General features: G+C 70.7%; 15 protein-coding genes. 10 read left to right on the top strand and 5 right to left on the bottom strand.

Annotation, left to right across the window (positions count from 1 at the left end):
* Nucleotides 1-116: 116 nt before the first annotated feature.
* On the top strand, nt 117-1688 hold the full coding sequence (locus ACRWK7_RS11455) for a sensor histidine kinase (RefSeq protein ID WP_431856346.1): 1572 nt from the start codon (nt 117-119) through the stop codon (nt 1686-1688).
* Nucleotides 1681-2070, top strand: coding sequence for a response regulator (locus ACRWK7_RS11460; protein WP_431856347.1), 390 nt, complete (start codon nt 1681-1683; stop codon nt 2068-2070). Before ACRWK7_RS11455 ends, ACRWK7_RS11460 begins: the two co-directional genes overlap by 8 nt.
* Here ACRWK7_RS11460 and nikR read toward each other — a convergent pair whose 3' ends face one another.
* Complete coding sequence (gene nikR, locus ACRWK7_RS11465) at nt 2071-2553, bottom strand: nickel-responsive transcriptional regulator NikR (protein ID WP_431856348.1); 483 nt, start codon at nt 2551-2553, stop codon at nt 2071-2073. It abuts the gene before it with no gap.
* Between the two features lie 142 nt (nt 2554-2695).
* Between nikR and ACRWK7_RS11470 the strand changes: the two genes are divergently transcribed.
* Nucleotides 2696-3277 carry a HupE/UreJ family protein gene (locus ACRWK7_RS11470; RefSeq protein WP_431856349.1) on the top strand — a complete coding sequence of 194 codons (582 nt, stop codon included), beginning with the start codon at nt 2696-2698 and terminating at the stop codon, nt 3275-3277.
* A 27-nt stretch (nt 3278-3304) separates the two neighbouring features.
* Here the strand turns inward: ACRWK7_RS11470 and ACRWK7_RS11475 are convergent, their stop codons facing one another.
* Entirely contained in the window at nt 3305-4168 is an 864-nt protein-coding gene (locus ACRWK7_RS11475) for a transglutaminase family protein (RefSeq protein ID WP_431856350.1), read from the bottom strand.
* Nucleotides 4169-4178: 10 nt separating this feature from the next.
* Entirely contained in the window at nt 4179-6695 is a 2517-nt protein-coding gene (locus ACRWK7_RS11480; RefSeq protein WP_431856351.1) for a circularly permuted type 2 ATP-grasp protein, read from the bottom strand.
* A 499-nt stretch (nt 6696-7194) separates the two neighbouring features.
* On the opposite strand from ACRWK7_RS11480, the gene ACRWK7_RS11485 reads away from it, so the two are divergent.
* The 3 genes from ACRWK7_RS11485 to ACRWK7_RS11495 are packed head-to-tail and all read left to right on the top strand — an operon-like array spanning nt 7195 to nt 9399.
* The gene (locus tag ACRWK7_RS11485; RefSeq protein WP_431856352.1) at nt 7195-8118 is read left to right on the top strand and encodes a hypothetical protein; all 924 of its coding nucleotides are present in this window, start codon (nt 7195-7197) and stop codon (nt 8116-8118) included.
* A gap of 20 nt (nt 8119-8138) precedes the next feature.
* Nucleotides 8139-8930, top strand: a complete 792-nt coding sequence (locus tag ACRWK7_RS11490) for a lysozyme inhibitor LprI family protein (RefSeq protein WP_431856353.1) — start codon at nt 8139-8141, stop codon at nt 8928-8930.
* Between the two features lie 37 nt (nt 8931-8967).
* Nucleotides 8968-9399 carry a DUF1801 domain-containing protein gene (locus ACRWK7_RS11495; RefSeq protein ID WP_431856354.1) on the top strand — a complete coding sequence of 144 codons (432 nt, stop codon included), beginning with the start codon at nt 8968-8970 and terminating at the stop codon, nt 9397-9399.
* Nucleotides 9400-9420: 21 nt separating this feature from the next.
* Here the strand turns inward: ACRWK7_RS11495 and ACRWK7_RS11500 are convergent, their stop codons facing one another.
* The gene (locus ACRWK7_RS11500) at nt 9421-10323 is read right to left on the bottom strand and encodes an aldose 1-epimerase (protein ID WP_431856355.1); all 903 of its coding nucleotides are present in this window, start codon (nt 10321-10323) and stop codon (nt 9421-9423) included.
* A gap of 183 nt (nt 10324-10506) precedes the next feature.
* Here ACRWK7_RS11500 and ACRWK7_RS11505 point away from each other — a divergent pair, with 183 nt between their 5' ends.
* Complete coding sequence (locus ACRWK7_RS11505; RefSeq protein WP_431856356.1) at nt 10507-13140, top strand: protein kinase domain-containing protein; 2634 nt, start codon at nt 10507-10509, stop codon at nt 13138-13140.
* A gap of 39 nt (nt 13141-13179) precedes the next feature.
* On the opposite strand, the gene ACRWK7_RS11510 is transcribed toward ACRWK7_RS11505, so the two are convergent.
* Nucleotides 13180-13704: a peptidylprolyl isomerase gene (locus tag ACRWK7_RS11510; protein ID WP_431856546.1), complete on the bottom strand. Its 525-nt coding sequence runs from the start codon at nt 13702-13704 to the stop codon at nt 13180-13182.
* Nucleotides 13705-13887: 183 nt separating this feature from the next.
* Between ACRWK7_RS11510 and ACRWK7_RS11515 the strand changes: the two genes are divergently transcribed.
* From ACRWK7_RS11515 to ACRWK7_RS11525, 3 genes are read left to right on the top strand one after another with little or no spacing between them, the layout of a single operon-like run.
* On the top strand, nt 13888-15315 hold the full coding sequence (locus tag ACRWK7_RS11515; RefSeq protein ID WP_431856357.1) for a YdbH domain-containing protein: 1428 nt from the start codon (nt 13888-13890) through the stop codon (nt 15313-15315).
* Nucleotides 15312-15542 (top strand): YnbE family lipoprotein, encoded by a 231-nt coding sequence (locus tag ACRWK7_RS11520; RefSeq protein WP_431856358.1) that lies wholly within the window; start codon nt 15312-15314, stop codon nt 15540-15542. Before ACRWK7_RS11515 ends, ACRWK7_RS11520 begins: the two co-directional genes overlap by 4 nt.
* Nucleotides 15539-15868: a YdbL family protein gene (locus ACRWK7_RS11525; protein ID WP_431856359.1), complete on the top strand. Its 330-nt coding sequence runs from the start codon at nt 15539-15541 to the stop codon at nt 15866-15868. Before ACRWK7_RS11520 ends, ACRWK7_RS11525 begins: the two co-directional genes overlap by 4 nt.
* Nucleotides 15869-15870: the final 2 nt, after the last annotated feature.

Here is a 15870-nt window from a genome sequence, read left to right on the forward strand (position 1 = left end):
TTGACACCTCCACCTCGGTGCTTAACGGTTGAGTCGGAACCGATCAGCGGAAGCGTGTCGCCGACCTCGACCGTCCGCACGCCTTCCGCCCCGACGGCATTGGGGAGTGACGGCGCATGCCCGGCGGACCGGTCAGCATTTTCGACACCAGCAATTTCCTGCCGCACGGCATCTGCCTGCTCTGGCAGCCGGAGCTTCTGGCGCTGCACGTCTCCTCCGACGTGCTAACCGGGCTGGCCTACTACTCGATCCCGCTGGCGCTGGTGTACTTCGTGTGGAAGCGCCGCGACGTGGCGTTCAGCTGGGTGTTCTGGATGTTCGCCGCCTTCATCCTGGCCTGCGGCACCACGCACTTCTTCGGCGTGTGGACGCTGTGGAACCCCGACTACGGCCTACAGGGCATCGTCAAGGCGGCGACGGCGACGGTCTCGGTGCTGACCGCGGTGACGCTGTGGCTGCTGATGCCGCGGGCGCTGGCTCTGCCCAGCCCGACGCAGCTGCGCATCGCCAACCAGGCGCTGCACCGCGAGATCGAGGAACGCCGGCAGGCGGAGGAGCGCTACGTCAGCTTCTTCAACAACCTCGCCGAAAGCCTGTTCGTCGTCACCGTGCGGCCGGACGGGGCGTTCGTCATCGACACCATCAACCCGGCGCACGCCCGCGCCACCGGCCTCGACCCGGCGCTGATCTGCGGCCGCCCGGTGGACGAGGTGCTGTCCCCCGACACCGCGGCGCACGTGAAGGCGCGCTACACGGAATGCGTCGCCGCCGGCCGGCCCATCGACTACGAGGAGACGCTCGACCTGCCGAACGGCCGCCGGACGTGGCACACCGTGCTGGTTCCGGTGCGCGACGCCCTCGGCCACATCGTGCAGCTGCTCGGCAGCGCGCGCGACATCACCGAGCGCAAGGCGCTGCAGGAGGAGCTGGTGCAGGCCTCCAAGCTGGCGACGCTCGGCACGCTGGCAGCCGGCATGGCGCACGAGATGAGCCAGCCGCTCAACATCATCCGCATCTGGGCGGAGAACGCGCTGTCCCGCCTGCGCGACGGCGAGCTCGACCAGGGGCGCATCGAGAAGGTGCTGACCCTGATCGGCGATCAGACCGACCGCATGGGCAAGATCATCGACCACATGCGCACCTTCAGCCGGCGCGACGGCGGCGGCACCCAGGTCTTCGACCCGGCGGATAGCGTGCGCTCGGCGGTGGAGCTGGTGCAGAACCAGTACACGCTCGACGGCGTCACGGTGGAGGTGGAACTGGACGGGAACACCTGCATGGTGCGCGGCCGGCCGTTCCAGCTGGAGCAGGTGGTGCTCAACCTGCTGTCCAACGCGCGCGACGCCATCCTCGACCGGCGGGACGCCGGAGGGCGGGCGGGCCGCATCCAGATCGGCTTCCTGGTGAACGGCGAGCGGCAGACCGCCTGCATCGCCGTGACCGATGATGGCGGCGGCATCGACGAGGCGGTGCTGTCGCGCATCTTCGACCCGTTCTTCACCACCAAGGAGGTCGGCAAGGGCTCCGGCCTCGGCCTCTCGATCGGCTACGGCATCGTCGAGGCCATGCGCGGCCGGATCGAGGCGGCCAACATCGATCACGGCGACGGCCGGCGCGGCGTGCGCTTCACCATCACCCTGCCGGTGACCCGTCCTTCGCTCCGCGACGTGGAGATGGCCCATGCCTGACGCTGACCGCCGCCATGTCCTGGTCGCCGAGGACGAGGCGCTCGCCGCCATGGCGATCGAAGACTTCCTGTCCCGCAAGGGTTACCGCGTCACCCTGGCCGGCGACGGGCAGGAGGCGGTGGAGCGCCTGCGCGACGACCCGGCGGACATCGTCATCACCGACCTGCGCATGCCGCGCCTCGACGGCCGCGGGCTGATCCGCGAGGTGCGGGGCATGAGCCCGACGCTGCCGGTGATCGTGATGACCGGCTATCTGACCGCGGAGTCCGCCGACGACGCGCTGACCAACGGCGCGTGGCGCCCGCTGGAGATCCTGCGCAAGCCGGTCAGCCCGCAGGCCATCCTCGACACGCTGGAGCGGATGCTGGACGGCGCGGCCTGATCAGGTCTTCGGGTGATGGTGGACGTGCGGCTCGTGCCCATGATCGTGGTCATGGTCGTGATGCGAGTGCGGCACCACGCTGACGTCCGCCGGCACCAGGTGCAGGTGCCCGTGCCGCACGCCGCGCTCAGCCATCAGGGCGTTGGCGAAGTCGCGCACCGCCTCGGTCCGGCCCTTCAGCACCGCCACCTCCAGGCACGAGTCGTGGTCCAGGTGGATGTGCAGCGTCGAGTGCGTCAGGTCGTGGTGGGCGTGGTGCGCCTGGGTGATGCGGCGCGACAGCTCGCGCTCGTGATGGTCGTATACGTAGCTGACGCAGGCGACGCAGTCCGGCGCCCGGTCACGCTCCAGCCGGTCGGCCTCCAGCTTGCCGCGGATCAGGTCGCGCACCGCCTCTGACCGGTTGGCGTAGCCGGTGCGGTGGATGTAGTCGTCGAACTGGGCCAGCAGGTCGTCGTCCAGCGACACGGTGACGCGTTCCATGGGCTTCCTTCCCGGATCTCTCGGCCACGTGGTTAGCACGGCAACCCGCCCGGCGCATCCGCTGTTGACCGTCCAGCCCCCGTATGAAAAATTTGCAGGACTTCATACAAGCCCGCAAACGGGCACAGCGAGAGGCGCAACGATGCACACCACGACACAGCGTACCCTGGGGGCGGTCCTGGCCGCCGGCGTCATCGGTCTGGCCGGGGCGGCGCAGGCCCACACCGGCGGCGCGCACGATGCCGGGTTCGTCCACGGCTTCACCCACCCGTTCGGCGGCCTCGACCACCTGCTGGCGATGGTCACCGTCGGCCTGTGGGCGGCGCAGCGCGGCGGCCGCGCCCTGTGGGCGGTGCCGCTGAGCTTCATGGGCATGATGCTGGCCGGCGGCCTGCTGGGCCTGAACGGCGTCGCGCTGCCGTCGGTGGAGCTGGGCATCGCCGCCTCGCTGGTGGTGCTGGGCTCGCTCGTCGCGCTGGCGGTGCGTCCGTCGGTGTGGCTGGGCGCCGCGATCGTCGGCGCCTTCGCGGTGTTCCACGGCCACGCCCACGGCGCCGAGGCGCCGGAGGCCGCCGCGCCGGCCCTGTACGCCGTCGGCTTCGTCGCTGCCACCGGCCTGCTGCACCTGCTGGGCATCGCCGGCTTCCGCTCGATCCATGGCGCGGCGGTCCGCGTGGCCGGCGCCGCGGTGGCGGCCAGCGGCATCGCGCTGCTGGCGGTCTGATCCGGGGAAGGGGGCGCTTCGGCGCCCCTAATCCTCCAGGGGCTCGACGTCGACGCTGACCGTCAGCCCATGCCCGGCGCCGCCGACGATGATCCCCCGCACCGGGCTGACGTCGTCGTAGTCGCGGCCCCAGGCGACCGTGATGTAGTCGCGGTCCGCGATCTGCCCGTTGGTCGGGCACAGATCCAGCCAGGTTTCCCCACCGCACCATACGGACACCCACGCGTGGCTGACGTCCGCGCCGACCAGCCGCGGCTGGCCCGGCGGCGGCAGCGTGCGCAGGTAGCCGCTGACGTAGCGCGCCGCCAGCCCCATGGAGCGCAGCCCGCCGACCAGCAGGTGGGCGAAGTCCTGGCACACGCCCCTGCGTTTCTGCAGCACCTCGGCCAGCGGCGTCGTCACCGTGGTGGCGGTCGGGTCGAAGGTGAAGTCGCGATGGATCCGCCGCATCAGGTCGAGCGCCGCCGTGGCCACCGGCCGCCCCTTCCCGAAGGACGGCCGCGCGAATTCGGCGAGGTTGGGCGCCGCCGTTACCAGCGTGCTGTCGAAGGCGAACTGCGCCACCGTGGCCGGGTCACCCGGCGCGCCGATCAGATCCTCCCACGCCGGCGTCGTCTCCAGGTCGAGGGCAGGGGAGGCGGACACCTCCACCTCGCTTTCCGCGACGATGGTCAGGCGGCGGTGCGGCTCCTGCACGGCGACGTAGGTGACGGGGTTGCCGAAATGGTCGTCGTGGTCGGCGGTCAGCGCGGCCGAGGGCGTGACGCGCAGCGTGAAGGCGTGCACGCGCTGTCGTGGGTGCGGCCGCGGGCGCAGGTGGACGAGGTGGTGCGACACCGGCACGTCGTCGCCGTAGTCGTAGCGGGTCACGTGGCGGCAGCGGTAGCGCATCGGGGCGGGCTCACGCGGGTCGGGCAAAGGCATGGCTGAAATAGGCGTGCGCCAGCAGGTTGGAGAGGTCGGGAAGCGTCTGCCCCAGCGCGTCCAGCGCGGTGCGCAGCGCCTCGGGGTGGTGCAGCGCATCCGACCCGCGCAGCGCGGTCCGCGCCGCGGCGAGCAGCCGGATGGCGGCGGCGCTCGCCTCGCCGGACCCGCGCGGCAGGGCGGCCACGTGCCGCTCCAGCGCGGCGAGTTGGAAGGCCAGCGCGCGCGGGTTCTCCTCGCTGGGCAGCAGCAGGTCGAGCACCGGGCCGCGGTCCACGCCGGCCAGGGTCCGCTCGCGGTAGGCCATGAAGCTCTCGCCCAATTCCAGCAGCACCTCCAGCGAGGCGGCCTCGGTGTTGGCGTCGGGCGGCTCGGGCGAGGCGAGGCGGGTGCAGCGCACCAGCGACACCATGTGGACGGCGCGCTCCATGCGCCGCCCCATGTCGAGGAAGCGCCAGCCGTGGCCGCGCATCATGCTTTCCTGCTCCAGCCCGGCGAGGGCGGCCAGCGAGGTCATCAGATCGTCGAGGCGCAGCAGCAGCGCGGCCGCGTCGATGCGCCGGGCCGGCGCCTGGCTCTGCCGGTCGAGCTGCGAGATGACGCGCCAGAGGTCGAGCGACAGGCGGTCGCGCACGCTGTAGCCGGCGCGATGCAGGCGCTGCGCGTTGGCGCGCAGGCTGTTCGGGTGGCTCTCGTCGAAGACCGCGGCGCGCAGCGCGCTGTCCAGCCCGCGGCTGGTGGCCATGCGCGTCAGCTCCCATGGGATGATGCCGAGCGGCGCCATCACGTGCAGCAGCACCTTCAGCTCCTCGGGCGCGCCCGGCTGGTTGCCGTCGGTCACCCGGCCATAGGCGCCGCGCAGCAGGCGCACGCAGCCCTCCGCCCGCTCGGCGTAGCGGCCGAGCCAGAACAGGCCGTCGGCGACGCGGCTGGGCAGGTCGCCGGTGGCGGCCCGCAACGGCCGGGCGTCCGGCACCGCGCGGTGCGCCGTCGGCTCAACGCGGCGGCTGGACGAGAGGACCCAGGTGTCCTTGCTGCCGCCGCCGTGCTGCATGGAGACGATCAGCCGCCCCGGCTCGGCGCAGACGCGGGTCAGGCCGCCGGGCATGGCGGTGTAGCCGCCGTCCGGCGTGGCACACAGGAAGACCCGCAGCACCAGTGGGCGCGGCTGGAGATGGTCGCCCTCCCACACCGGGGCCGTCGAGAGCCCGGGGGGCTGGTGCGCCACGAAAGCCCACGGGCTGCGCCGGATCCGGGCGGCCAGATCGTCGCGCTGCGCCGCCGACAGGGAATGGCCGTGCACCGGATCGAACGGCAGGGAGCGGAAGGCGGGGGCGATGACCAGCTCGTCCAGATGCTCCAGCACGTGGGCGCACTCGGCCTCCTGGCCGCACCACCACGTGGCCACGTGCGGCAGGATCAGCTCCTCACCGAACAGCCGCTCGTTCAACCCGTCGAGGAAGGGGCGGAACGACAGGGATTCGAGCAGGCCGCTGCCCAGCGCGTTGGCGACCGCCACGGTCCCGGCGCGCACCGCCTCGGCGAGGCCGGCGACGCCCAGCGAGCTGTCGACGCGCAACGCCAAGGGGTCAGCGAAATCGTCGTCCAGGCGACGCAGGATGACGTCCACCGGCTCCAGCCCCGACAGCGTCTTCAGCCAGACCCGGCGGTCGCGCACCGTCAGGTCGGCGCCCTCCACCAGCGTGATGCCAAGGTGTCGGGCGAGGTAAACGTGCTCGAAATAGGTTTCGTTGTACGGGCCGGGGGTGAGCAGCACGACGCGCCCTTCCCCGCCGCGCGGGGCGAGCGAGGCCAGCGTCTCGCGGAAATCGGCGAAGAACGGCGCCAGCCGCTCCACCCGGCAGACGCGGAAGCTGTCGGGCAGGACGCGGGTCAGCACCGCGCGGTTCTCCAGCGCGTAGCCGCTGCCACTCGGCGCCTGGGTGCGGTCGGACATCACCCACCAGCGGCCATCGGCGGCGCGGGCGAGGTCAGCGGCGTAGAAGTGCAGGTGCGTTCCGCCCGGCACCGGCACCCCGTGCACGGCTCGGCGGAATCCGGGATCGGCGAAGACCAGGGCGGGCGGCAACGCGCCGTCGCGCACCAATGTCTGCGGCCCGTAGACGTCCGCCAGCACGGCGTTCAGCAGCCGGGCGCGCTGCGCCAGCCCGGCTGCGATGGTTTGCCACTCCTCCGGCGGGATGACGAGCGGCAGCATGTCGAGCGGCCAGGGCCGTTCCATGCCCTGTGGGTCGCCGTAGATGTTGAAGGTGACGCCGTTCTGGTGCAGCAGCCGGCGCGCCTCTTCCCACCGCTCGGCCATGCGGCCCGGGTCGAGGCCGCCCAACGAACCCATGAAGATCTGCCAGTGCGGGCGCAGACGGCCACGGCCGTCCACCATCTCGTCGTACACGACGGGCGTGGTGTAGCCGAGGGCGTCGGCCTCGCCGAACAGCGAGCCCTGCGCGACGGAGGAAATCGAGGTGTCGGCCAAGGGGCAGTCCGCTGGGCTGTGTCACAGCGGAAGTGTGGACGCCCGCCGCCGCCCTGGCAAGAGGTCGCCCCCTCCGCGCCTCACGGGGGCGGCGGAAGGGGGCGAGCGCGCCCAAGTGGTTGGTCAGCTCGCTCATTCCCAAAACGGCTTATCGGTTGTCGCGCACAGGGGCGACAACAGGGTGCGAGGCGACCGGGAACGACGGCAGTGGATTGCGAGTTGCTGTTCGCAGAGATAAGTAAAAACACACAATATTATGTATCGTTGCTCGGCTCTGCCCTTACAACAACCAGAAGCGGAGAGACGGTGGCGAGACGGAGCCGCCTCAGCCGCGTGGCGCGACGGCAACGCTTCGGCGCTCGCTGCGTCGGCCACGCTGTTTTTCCTACCATTGAATCATTCTTAAAGTTAACGATAAGCATGATGGTGGCGAGCCTTGCCAAGGCCCACGCGCCACCTCCATTTAACGAATGATGGGTACACGGGGAAACGCCGGTCCATGGTGTCACTGACCGCCGCAGGGTCTGGATCCAGGGCTCGCTCGGCATCGGTCGAGTCGGGGGCCGGACGCGGCGTGGTCACCGGCAAGTACTTCAATTTCAACCCCTTGCCGCCCGCGGATGACGTGCTGGGCAACCCGCTGGTGGTGCAGAACCTGCCCACGCACAAGCGCCCGAAGGAAACCTGGCGGAGCCGGATGTCGCGCTTCCTGTCCGGGCTGAACCTGGGCAACGGGTCGCAGACGACGCGGCTGCGCTGGAAGCTGCAGGACACCATCGCCTCGGTGCTGGCCAGCGTCTCCCCGGCGGTGACGCTGGCCGAGCGGCGCGGACCGCAGGGACGGGGCGGCAAGGCGGTGCCGGTCATCATCGTGCGCCACCCGTACCACCTGCGGCACGTCTTCGACATGATCCCGCAGCTGCCGCAGGAACTGGGCGCGGAGCGCCGCTTTCTGGAGATCCTGGCAAGCCGTATCCTCAAGAAGTATGGCGAGCAGATGAGCGCCATGAAAGGGGGTGTCGCCTTCTCGTTCGAGCACGAGGCCAAGGAATATTTCCACGCCGGCTTCAAATTGGAACGCCAGATCAAGAAAGTCAGTAACCCCGAAGAGCGCTTCGCGGCTTTGCAGAACATTTACGCTGTCTACTTCCACGGACGGCAGTATTATTATTACGCACTGCTGCGACGGGAAAAGCTGCAGCCAGACAACAAGTTGTTCATGTTCTTCTCGCGCGCCTGCTATTTTATGGCGCGCATCGACTGGAGCGGGCAGCTCCTGGAGAAGCCGAACCCGCGTTCGTTGCCGTCGCGCGACGAGATGATGTTCTACGTCCAGCGTGACAAGACGGTGCTCATGCGCTACCGGTCGGATCCGGATTTCCAGCGGCAGGTGAAGAGCGTGCTGGAAGCCTTCCCGTCCTGAGATCCAGCCCGAGTGGTTCCATGCGCCTCTTTGCCCTGTCCTTCGCCCTGTCCTTTGCGACCCTGGCCGCCGGCACGGCGCAGGCGCTCAGCCCCGACTGCGCACAGGCAAAGCGCGCCGTCGAGCAGCTGATCTGCAAGGACGAGGCGCTGCTCGCGGCGGAGGACCGGCTCGACGGCGTGGTGAAGGAGCTGGACGCGGCGCTGAACGGCGAGCGCCGCGAGAAGCTGGCCGCCGCCCAGCGCGACTGGGTGCGCCGCCGCGACGAAGCCTGTCCGGTCACCGCCGCCGACCTCAAGGCGCCGCCCAGGACGAAGGAGCGCGCGGAGTGCCTGACCCGCGTGGCGGACCAGCGCATCGTGCAGCTCCAGGCCGACCTGAAGGGCGAGCGCGACGGCGTGCGGGCGCTGCCGCTGACCATAACCGAGGCCGAGCCGATCAAGCTGCCGCCGCAGCGCGCCGGCATCGCGCCAGCGCGCCGGGCGGTGCAGCTGGCGGCGCTGAACGGGCGCTGGGCCAAGGCCGACCCGGCGACCCGGCGCCCCATCGACGACTGCCGCACCGCCTATCTGGAGATCGGCAAGGACGGCCAGTTCGCGTTGCGCGACCCGCGCATCGAGACGCTGCCGCTGGACGGCCGCGTCGCCTTCACCGGCGGCGACCCGTCCGATGGGGTGGGCTTCGCCGGAGAGGGGAGCGCGCCGCGCGGCACGCTGCGCCTGGAGCCCGGCGAGAGCGCGCGCCTCGACCGCGTCGCGCTACGCCTGGAGCAGCCCTTCGCCTTCGGCGCGACCTTCGTGCGCTGCCGCTAGCGGTCCATTTTCACATGACGGGAGCGCGACACTGGCCATGACGACGACGCAGGGCGGCTCGAAGGAAAGGCACGGCGCGGACTCTCCCTCCCAGCTTATCGATGCCAGGATCGAGGAACTGGGGGATTGGCGAGGCGAGACGCTCGCCTGGATCCGGGGCGTCATCAAGCAGGCCGTCCCCGACGTCATCGAGGAGTGGAAGTGGCGAGGGGTTCCGGTCTGGTATCACACCGGGATGATCTGCACCGGTGAAACCTACAAGAGCGTCGTGAAGATCACGTTCGCCAAGGGCGCCGCGCTGGAGGACCCGTCCGGCCTCTTCAACTCCAGCCTCGACGGCAACACCCGGCGCGCCATTGATCTTCGCGAAGGCGACGTGATCAATGAAGAGGCGTTCAAGGCGCTGATTCTCGCCGCGGTGGCCCTGAACGCATCGGCGCGAACGGCCGCTCGTCCCGCCCGTGCCTGAAACGGTCCGTCCGGCGCGCGCCTAATCCAGCGCCTCCAGCCGCAGCCGCACCGTGCCAGACAGGCTGGCGCCCGGCGGCAGGGCGCGCAGACCGGCGTCCGCCTCCTCGGCATGGTTGACGGCGTCGGTCATGTGGCTGACCGGCTCGACGCACAGGTAGTCCTCGCCGCGTGGCGCGTAGACCACCAGATGGCCGAACAGCGGGTCCGCCTCCACCACCAGCCGGCACCCGAGATGCGGCCAGTCGACGGCGGCTCGGCCATCCCAGCCGGGGAACCCGTTGTCCACCACCACGTCGTCCATGGTCCGCCCGCCCGGAAAGCCCCAGCTGTCCGGGACCAGCGCCCGTTCGCGCGGCAGCAGCGTGGCGTCGCCCAGCCACACCGAACCGACGGCCGCCGTCAGCCGGGTGCCCGGCGGCTTCGGCAGATAGGGGTGCAGGCCGAGGCCGGCGGGCATCGGGCTGTCGCCGTCGTTCATCAAGTCCAGCCGCACCTCCAGGCCATCGGGCCGCACCACAATGGTCTGCGCGGCGCGGTACGCCCACGGCCACGCGTCGGCGTCGTGGCGATAGCCCAGGCGCAAGCTGGTATCGTCCTGCGCCTCGACCGTCCAGGGATGGTCCCAGCCGTGACCGTGCAGCGGGTGCGGACAGCCCGGATGATTGAGCGGCAACGCCACGTCCCTCCCCTGGAACCGGAAGCGCCCGCCGGCGATGCGGTTGGAAAAGGGGACCAGGGGAAAGCAGGCGAGGTCCGCCGCCGAACCGCCGTCCAGCGCGCCGCCCGGCGCGGGGCGCAGCAGGTGCAACGGGCCGTCGTCGCTCCACAGGGTCAGCCGGGCGATCGATCCGCCGATGTGCGGCGCCACGACGCATTCCATCAGGCCATGCCGCAGCACGACCGGGCCGAGGGTGTCGGTCATGGGAACGTCGGCTCCTCGATCGGTCCGGGATGGAGTCTGCGATCCTACCGCACCTGCGAAGGGAAGGGGAGCGCCGCATTGCGAAGAATGTAGGTATTTTTCTTGCGAACGCACCTCTAGTATACGGTGACTTTACCCGTTCCCCCGACACTGCGGGCCTCCGCACACCACGCGTTCCGGATCATGGAGCCCAAGGCAGCACAACGGCCGGCCCCCGCAACCCTCGGCTCCCTCGACGAAGCCGAGGTATGCCAGACGCTGGCCGACTATCACGGGCCGCTCGGGCGCACCGTGATGGGAATCGTGCTGCGCCAGCACCTCGACTCCCAGATCCTGACGCCGACGGAGGTCATCCACTCCTTCAAGCACCTGAAGGCGTTGCTGGAGCAGGGGCAGCTGGTCGAGAACGCGCTGATCAAGGTGACGGCGGCGCAGGCCCGGGCTCCCGGGCAGGACGCGCGCACGCGCCGTCTGGCGATCCAGAACGCCATCGGCGACACGCAGGCCAAGGCCCGCGGCGCGCAGATCGCCTTCTCCGAACTGCCGAAATCCCGCCCCATGGTCGAACAGGTCATGGCGATAGAATCCGGCAAGACGCCCACCGGCGACTTCGCGTACGACCTGCGGGTGGCCCTCAGCCTCGAACTGACGACGCTGCGGTCGTGGTCGGGCAAGTTCGACCGGCTGAACCAACTGCTGCAAAGGGACCGCGACGAGCGTCTGGTGGCGGCCATCGACGGCTGCTTCGCAGACATCCTGTCGTCCGCGGCGGCGGTGCAGGAGTTGCAAGGCGCCCCGCTGTCGCCGGGCAGCATGGCGACGACGCTGTGCGAACTGGTGCTGGGCCGCACGACCGTGGGCTCGGCGCTCGGGCCGAACCGCATGGGCCTGCTCAACGCCATGTTCCGGCAGGGCAAGCTGCCGCAGGCGCGGGCCGCGGTGCTCGACCGCATCCGCCGCATCCTGCGTGCGCCGCAGCCGCTCGGCCGTGTAGCGGCCGACGACGCCCAGGTGCTGAAGGTGGTCATGGGGCACCTGCTGACCCGCGAGGGCGTGGTCGGCGACGCGCCCATGGCCGAGGCGCTGGCGGTGCGCTATTCCCGCCGGCTGGAGCAGGGCGGCGCCACGGCGTTCCGGCAGTCGGTGCTGGCCATCGCCGAGATCCAGGCCGACCTGTTCGCCCGCCTGCGCTACCTGCTCGCCGCGGCGTCGTCGCCGGCCGGCGAGAGGCTGCGCCCCGACATCGTCGAGGCGATGGAGGCCGCGCTCAACAATGAACTGCTGATCGAGAACGTCATCGTCCAGTCGCCGGACCTCGACCTCGTCCGCCAGAACATTATCGGCACGGTCGAGGCGATCGGGCGCTCGCCGCTGCTCGACGACGTGCGCGCCCGGCTGGCCGAGCGGCTGGGCAACGTCGTCGACGACTTCACCAAGCGCGGCCGGCTGGTGCACCGCCTGCGCCAAGTCGAACCCGTGCTGCGCCGCCGCGTCATCCGGCTGGCCGAGTTGGCGACCTCCGGCCTCGTGCGCGGCGACGGCGCCTACCCGCTGCTGCGCCAGCACATCCTGGAGATCGCCAAGCAGCCGCAGTTCCAGATGGAGCTGTCCGGCCAACAGGGCTCCGACGTGGCGCAAGCCGAGGTGCGGCGGCTGTTCGAGCTGCTGGAACGGCTGCGGCAGGCGCCGCCGCCCAGCGGCCTGACGGTGCCGATCGCGGCCGTCCGCGCCTCCGCCGCCGAGCCGGTCCCGGCCACTGTCATGACGGCGCCCACGGTGGCGCAGCCGATCCGGCCGGTCTCCCCCGCGGCGCGCTCCGTTCCTATGCCCACCCCTCCTGCCGCCGCGGTGTTGGAAGACACGCGCTGCCCGAGCTGTTTCGAGCAGAAGGCGTCGGCGGAGCCCTGCGCCGTCTGCGGCTATCCCAAGCGCAGCGATGGCCGGCCCGGCATCCATCTGACGCCGGGCACCGCTCTGCAGGGGCGCTACCGCGTCGGCCGGGTGCTGGGGCAGGGCGGTTTCGGCGCCACCTACCTTGGCTGGGACGAGCGCCTGCACGTCAAGGTCGCGGTGAAGGAGTACTACCCGGCCAACCTGATCTCGCGCGTGGCCGGCGGCACCGAGGTGGCGCCCTTCTCCGACGAGCACGCCAAGGGCTTCACCGCCGGCCTCGCCAAGTTCCTCGACGAGGCACGGATGCTGGCGCGGCTGCGCGACGTGAAGGAGATCGTCGGCGTCCAGGACTTCTTTGAGGAGAACGGCACCGCTTACATCGTCATGGAGCTGCTGGAGGGCGGCACGCTCAAGAAGTACATCGCGGAGAGCGGCGGCAAGCTCGACGCGCGGCGCGTGCTGGCGGTGATGGCGCCGATCATGAAGGCCCTGCAGACCGTGCACGACCAGGGACTGATCCACCGCGACATCAGCCCCGACAACATCTTCCTGACCGCGTCGGGGGAGCGCAAGCTGCTGGACTTCGGCGCGGCGCGCCATGCGGCCGGGCAGGCGGCCAACCTGACCGTGATCCTCAAGCCGGGCTACGCCCCGCCCGAGCAGTACTCTCAGGAGGGCAAGCAGGGGCCGTGGACCGACGTCTACGCGCTGTGCGCCACCATGTACTGCGCCCTGACCGGCAAGCCGCCGCCGGACGCGACCGGGCGTTTCATGAACGACAACGTGCCGAAGCCCACCGCCGTCGGCGCCCAGCTGACGCCGGCGTTCGAAAAGGTGCTGATGGGCGGCCTCGCCATGCGCTGGCAAGACCGGCCGCAGAGCATGAAGGACCTGCTGAAGGCCTTCACCGCGTCCATCGGCTGACCCCCCGCCGGCTTGGCCGGCGGGGGAGGGGCGGGACGCTTACTTCGCGTCGGCCGCGACCTGCATCTTGATGATCTTGTCGGGATCCTTGACGCTGCCGTTGCGCGCCTGGTCGCCCTTCTTGATCTTGTCGACGAAGTCCATGCCTTCGACGACCTTGCCCCACACCGTGTACTGCTTGTCGAGGAACGGAGCCGGCGCGAAGCAGATGAAGAACTGGCTGTCGGCGCTGTTCGGGTCGGGCGTGCGGGCCATCGACACGGTGCCGCGGACGTGCGGCTCGTTGTTGAACTCGGCCTTCAGCTTCGGCTTGCCCGAGCCGCCCGAGCCGGTGCCCGTCGGGTCGCCGGTCTGCGCCATGAAGCCGTCGATGACGCGGTGGAAGACGACGCCGTCGTAGAAGCCGGCGCGGGCCAGCTCCTTGATGCGGGCGACGTGGCCGGGAGCCAGATCGGGGCGCATCTCGATCACGACGCGACCGTCCTTCAGGTCGAGGTAAAGGGTGTTTTCCGGATCCAAGGCGAAAGCCTCCCCTGCGATGAAAAAGACGCTGAGCAGCGCCATCGTTGCGATGCGCACCAACCGAAACATGAGAAACTCTCCGATGTGCCGATGCGGCGGAGGGACGATAGGGGAAACGCGGGCGGTTGCAAAGCCGCCCGGGGAAGATAGTGGGGTGTTCCGGTGTTCACCACCAGGGATGGGGAGAGGATGCGGCGGGTGCGGCGAAGACGGTGGCGGCCATGGATGGTGGCGGGGGCCGTGGCGCTGGCGGTGCTGGCGAGCGTCGCCGCGACGCTGCCCGGCCTGCTCGGCACCGCGTTGACCTACGCGATGCGCCGGGGCGGGCTGGGCGACGCGAACGCCGAGGTGACCGACCTGGGGCTGACCGAAAGCAGGCTGAGCCTGCACGCCGCCGGAATCGACGCGCGCGTCGCCGTGCGCCATCCCTGGGGCGCCCTGCTACGCGGCCGGGCCGAGCGCATCACCGTCTCCGGCGTCACGGTGCGGCTGAAGGATCTGCCGCGGGGCGGCGGTGGCGGGGGTGTCCCGGCGTTGCCGGCCGACGAACTGGTTCTGACCAACAGCAGCGTGGTGCTGGACGCGCCCGGCGGGCCCCTGACGGTCGCGGTCGAGGCGGTGGCGCGCCCTGAGGGCAACGCCTTGGCCTTCACCGGAACGGCGACCGCATCGGGCGGCGTGACGATGGAGGCGAAAGGGCGCCATGATCCGGCGCGCGGCGTCGGCAGCGCCGACCTGCGCCTGCGGCCTGTCCGGCTGCGCGAAGGGCAGCCGAACCTCTCCACCCTCGTGCCGCGCGGCGCGGTGGCGGTCGCCGCCACGGCGGGACGGCTGAGCGGCCGGGCCAAGCTGGCGTGGGACGGCAAGGGGCTGACCTCCTCGGGCGAGGTGCTGATGGAGGACTTGGCGGGCTCGGTCGGGCCGGTGGGCGTCGGCGGGCTGAGCGGCGTGCTGCGCCTGACCAGCCTATGGCCGCCGGTGCTGCCGAGCGGACAGACACTGGCGATGAAGACGCTCGACGTCGGCCTGCCGCTCACCGACGGGGTGGTGGCCCTGGGGTTGACGCGCCGCGGCGTGCTCGACATCGACCGCGCAGAATGGCGCTGGGCCGGCGGCACCGTGCGGGCCAAGCCGTTCGAGATGGCGCTGGAGTCGCCCAAGGGGACCATCGAGCTGGAGGCGGAGGGGCTGGACCTCGGCACCGTGCTGGCGCTTGCCAGCCTGGAGGGTCTGTCGGCGGAGGGGCGGCTGCGCGGCACGTTGCCGGTGCGAATCGCCAACGGCAAGGTTCGCCTGGACGGCGGCGTGCTGGAGGCCGACGCGCCGGGCAGCCTGCGCTACGACCCGGCGACGCCGCCAGCCGGCCTGCAGGGGGATCCGGGGAGCCCGACGGCGCTTCTGCTCGGCGCGCTCACCGACTTCCGGTATGAGAGCCTGAGCGCCACCGTGGACGGCGAGGCCGGCGGCGAGATGCGCGTCGGCCTGCGCATCCGCGGCGCCAATCCCGAATTCTACGGTGGCCACCCGGTGGCGCTGAACCTTAATCTCAGCGGCGCGCTCGACCGGATCCTCCGCCAGGGCCTGGACGCCTACCGCATCCCCGACGCGGTGCGTGAGCGCATGCTGGACTACCAGAAGAAGGGACCGTCATGACCGACCCCACCCTGCGCCTCGCGGCGGCAGCCCTGGCGGCGTGCGTCGCCGCCTGCGCGCCGACCGTCAAGATCGAGGCGCCGGACAAGCCCATCGAGATCAACCTGAACGTCAAGATCGAGCAGGAAGTGCGGGTGAAGGTCGAACGCGACCTGGAGAAAGCCATCCAGGACGATCCGTCGCTGTTCGGCGTGACTCCCGCCAAGCCCAAGGGGAAGGCCCAATGAACCGCTGGTTTTCGCTTCTAGCGCTGACGCTGGGCTTGGCGCTGTCGGCGCCGGCCTTCGCGCAGGACCCGCTGTCCGGCGCCAAGCAGGCCGGGCAGCTGGGTGAGCGCCCGGACGGCCTCGTCGGCGTGGTGCCCGGCGCGCCGGCCGCGGCGCAGGCCGTCGCCGAGCAGGTGAACGCCCAGCGTCTGCAGCGCTACCGCGACATCGCCGCGTCCAACGGCACCTCGGTGGACAAGGTCCAGGCGGTCGCCGGCCAGCAGCTCATCGACCGCACGCCGGCCGGGCAGTACGTGCTCAGCGGCGGAAAGTGGGTGAAGAAATAGGA

The organism is Azospirillum sp. (assembly GCF_050789165.1).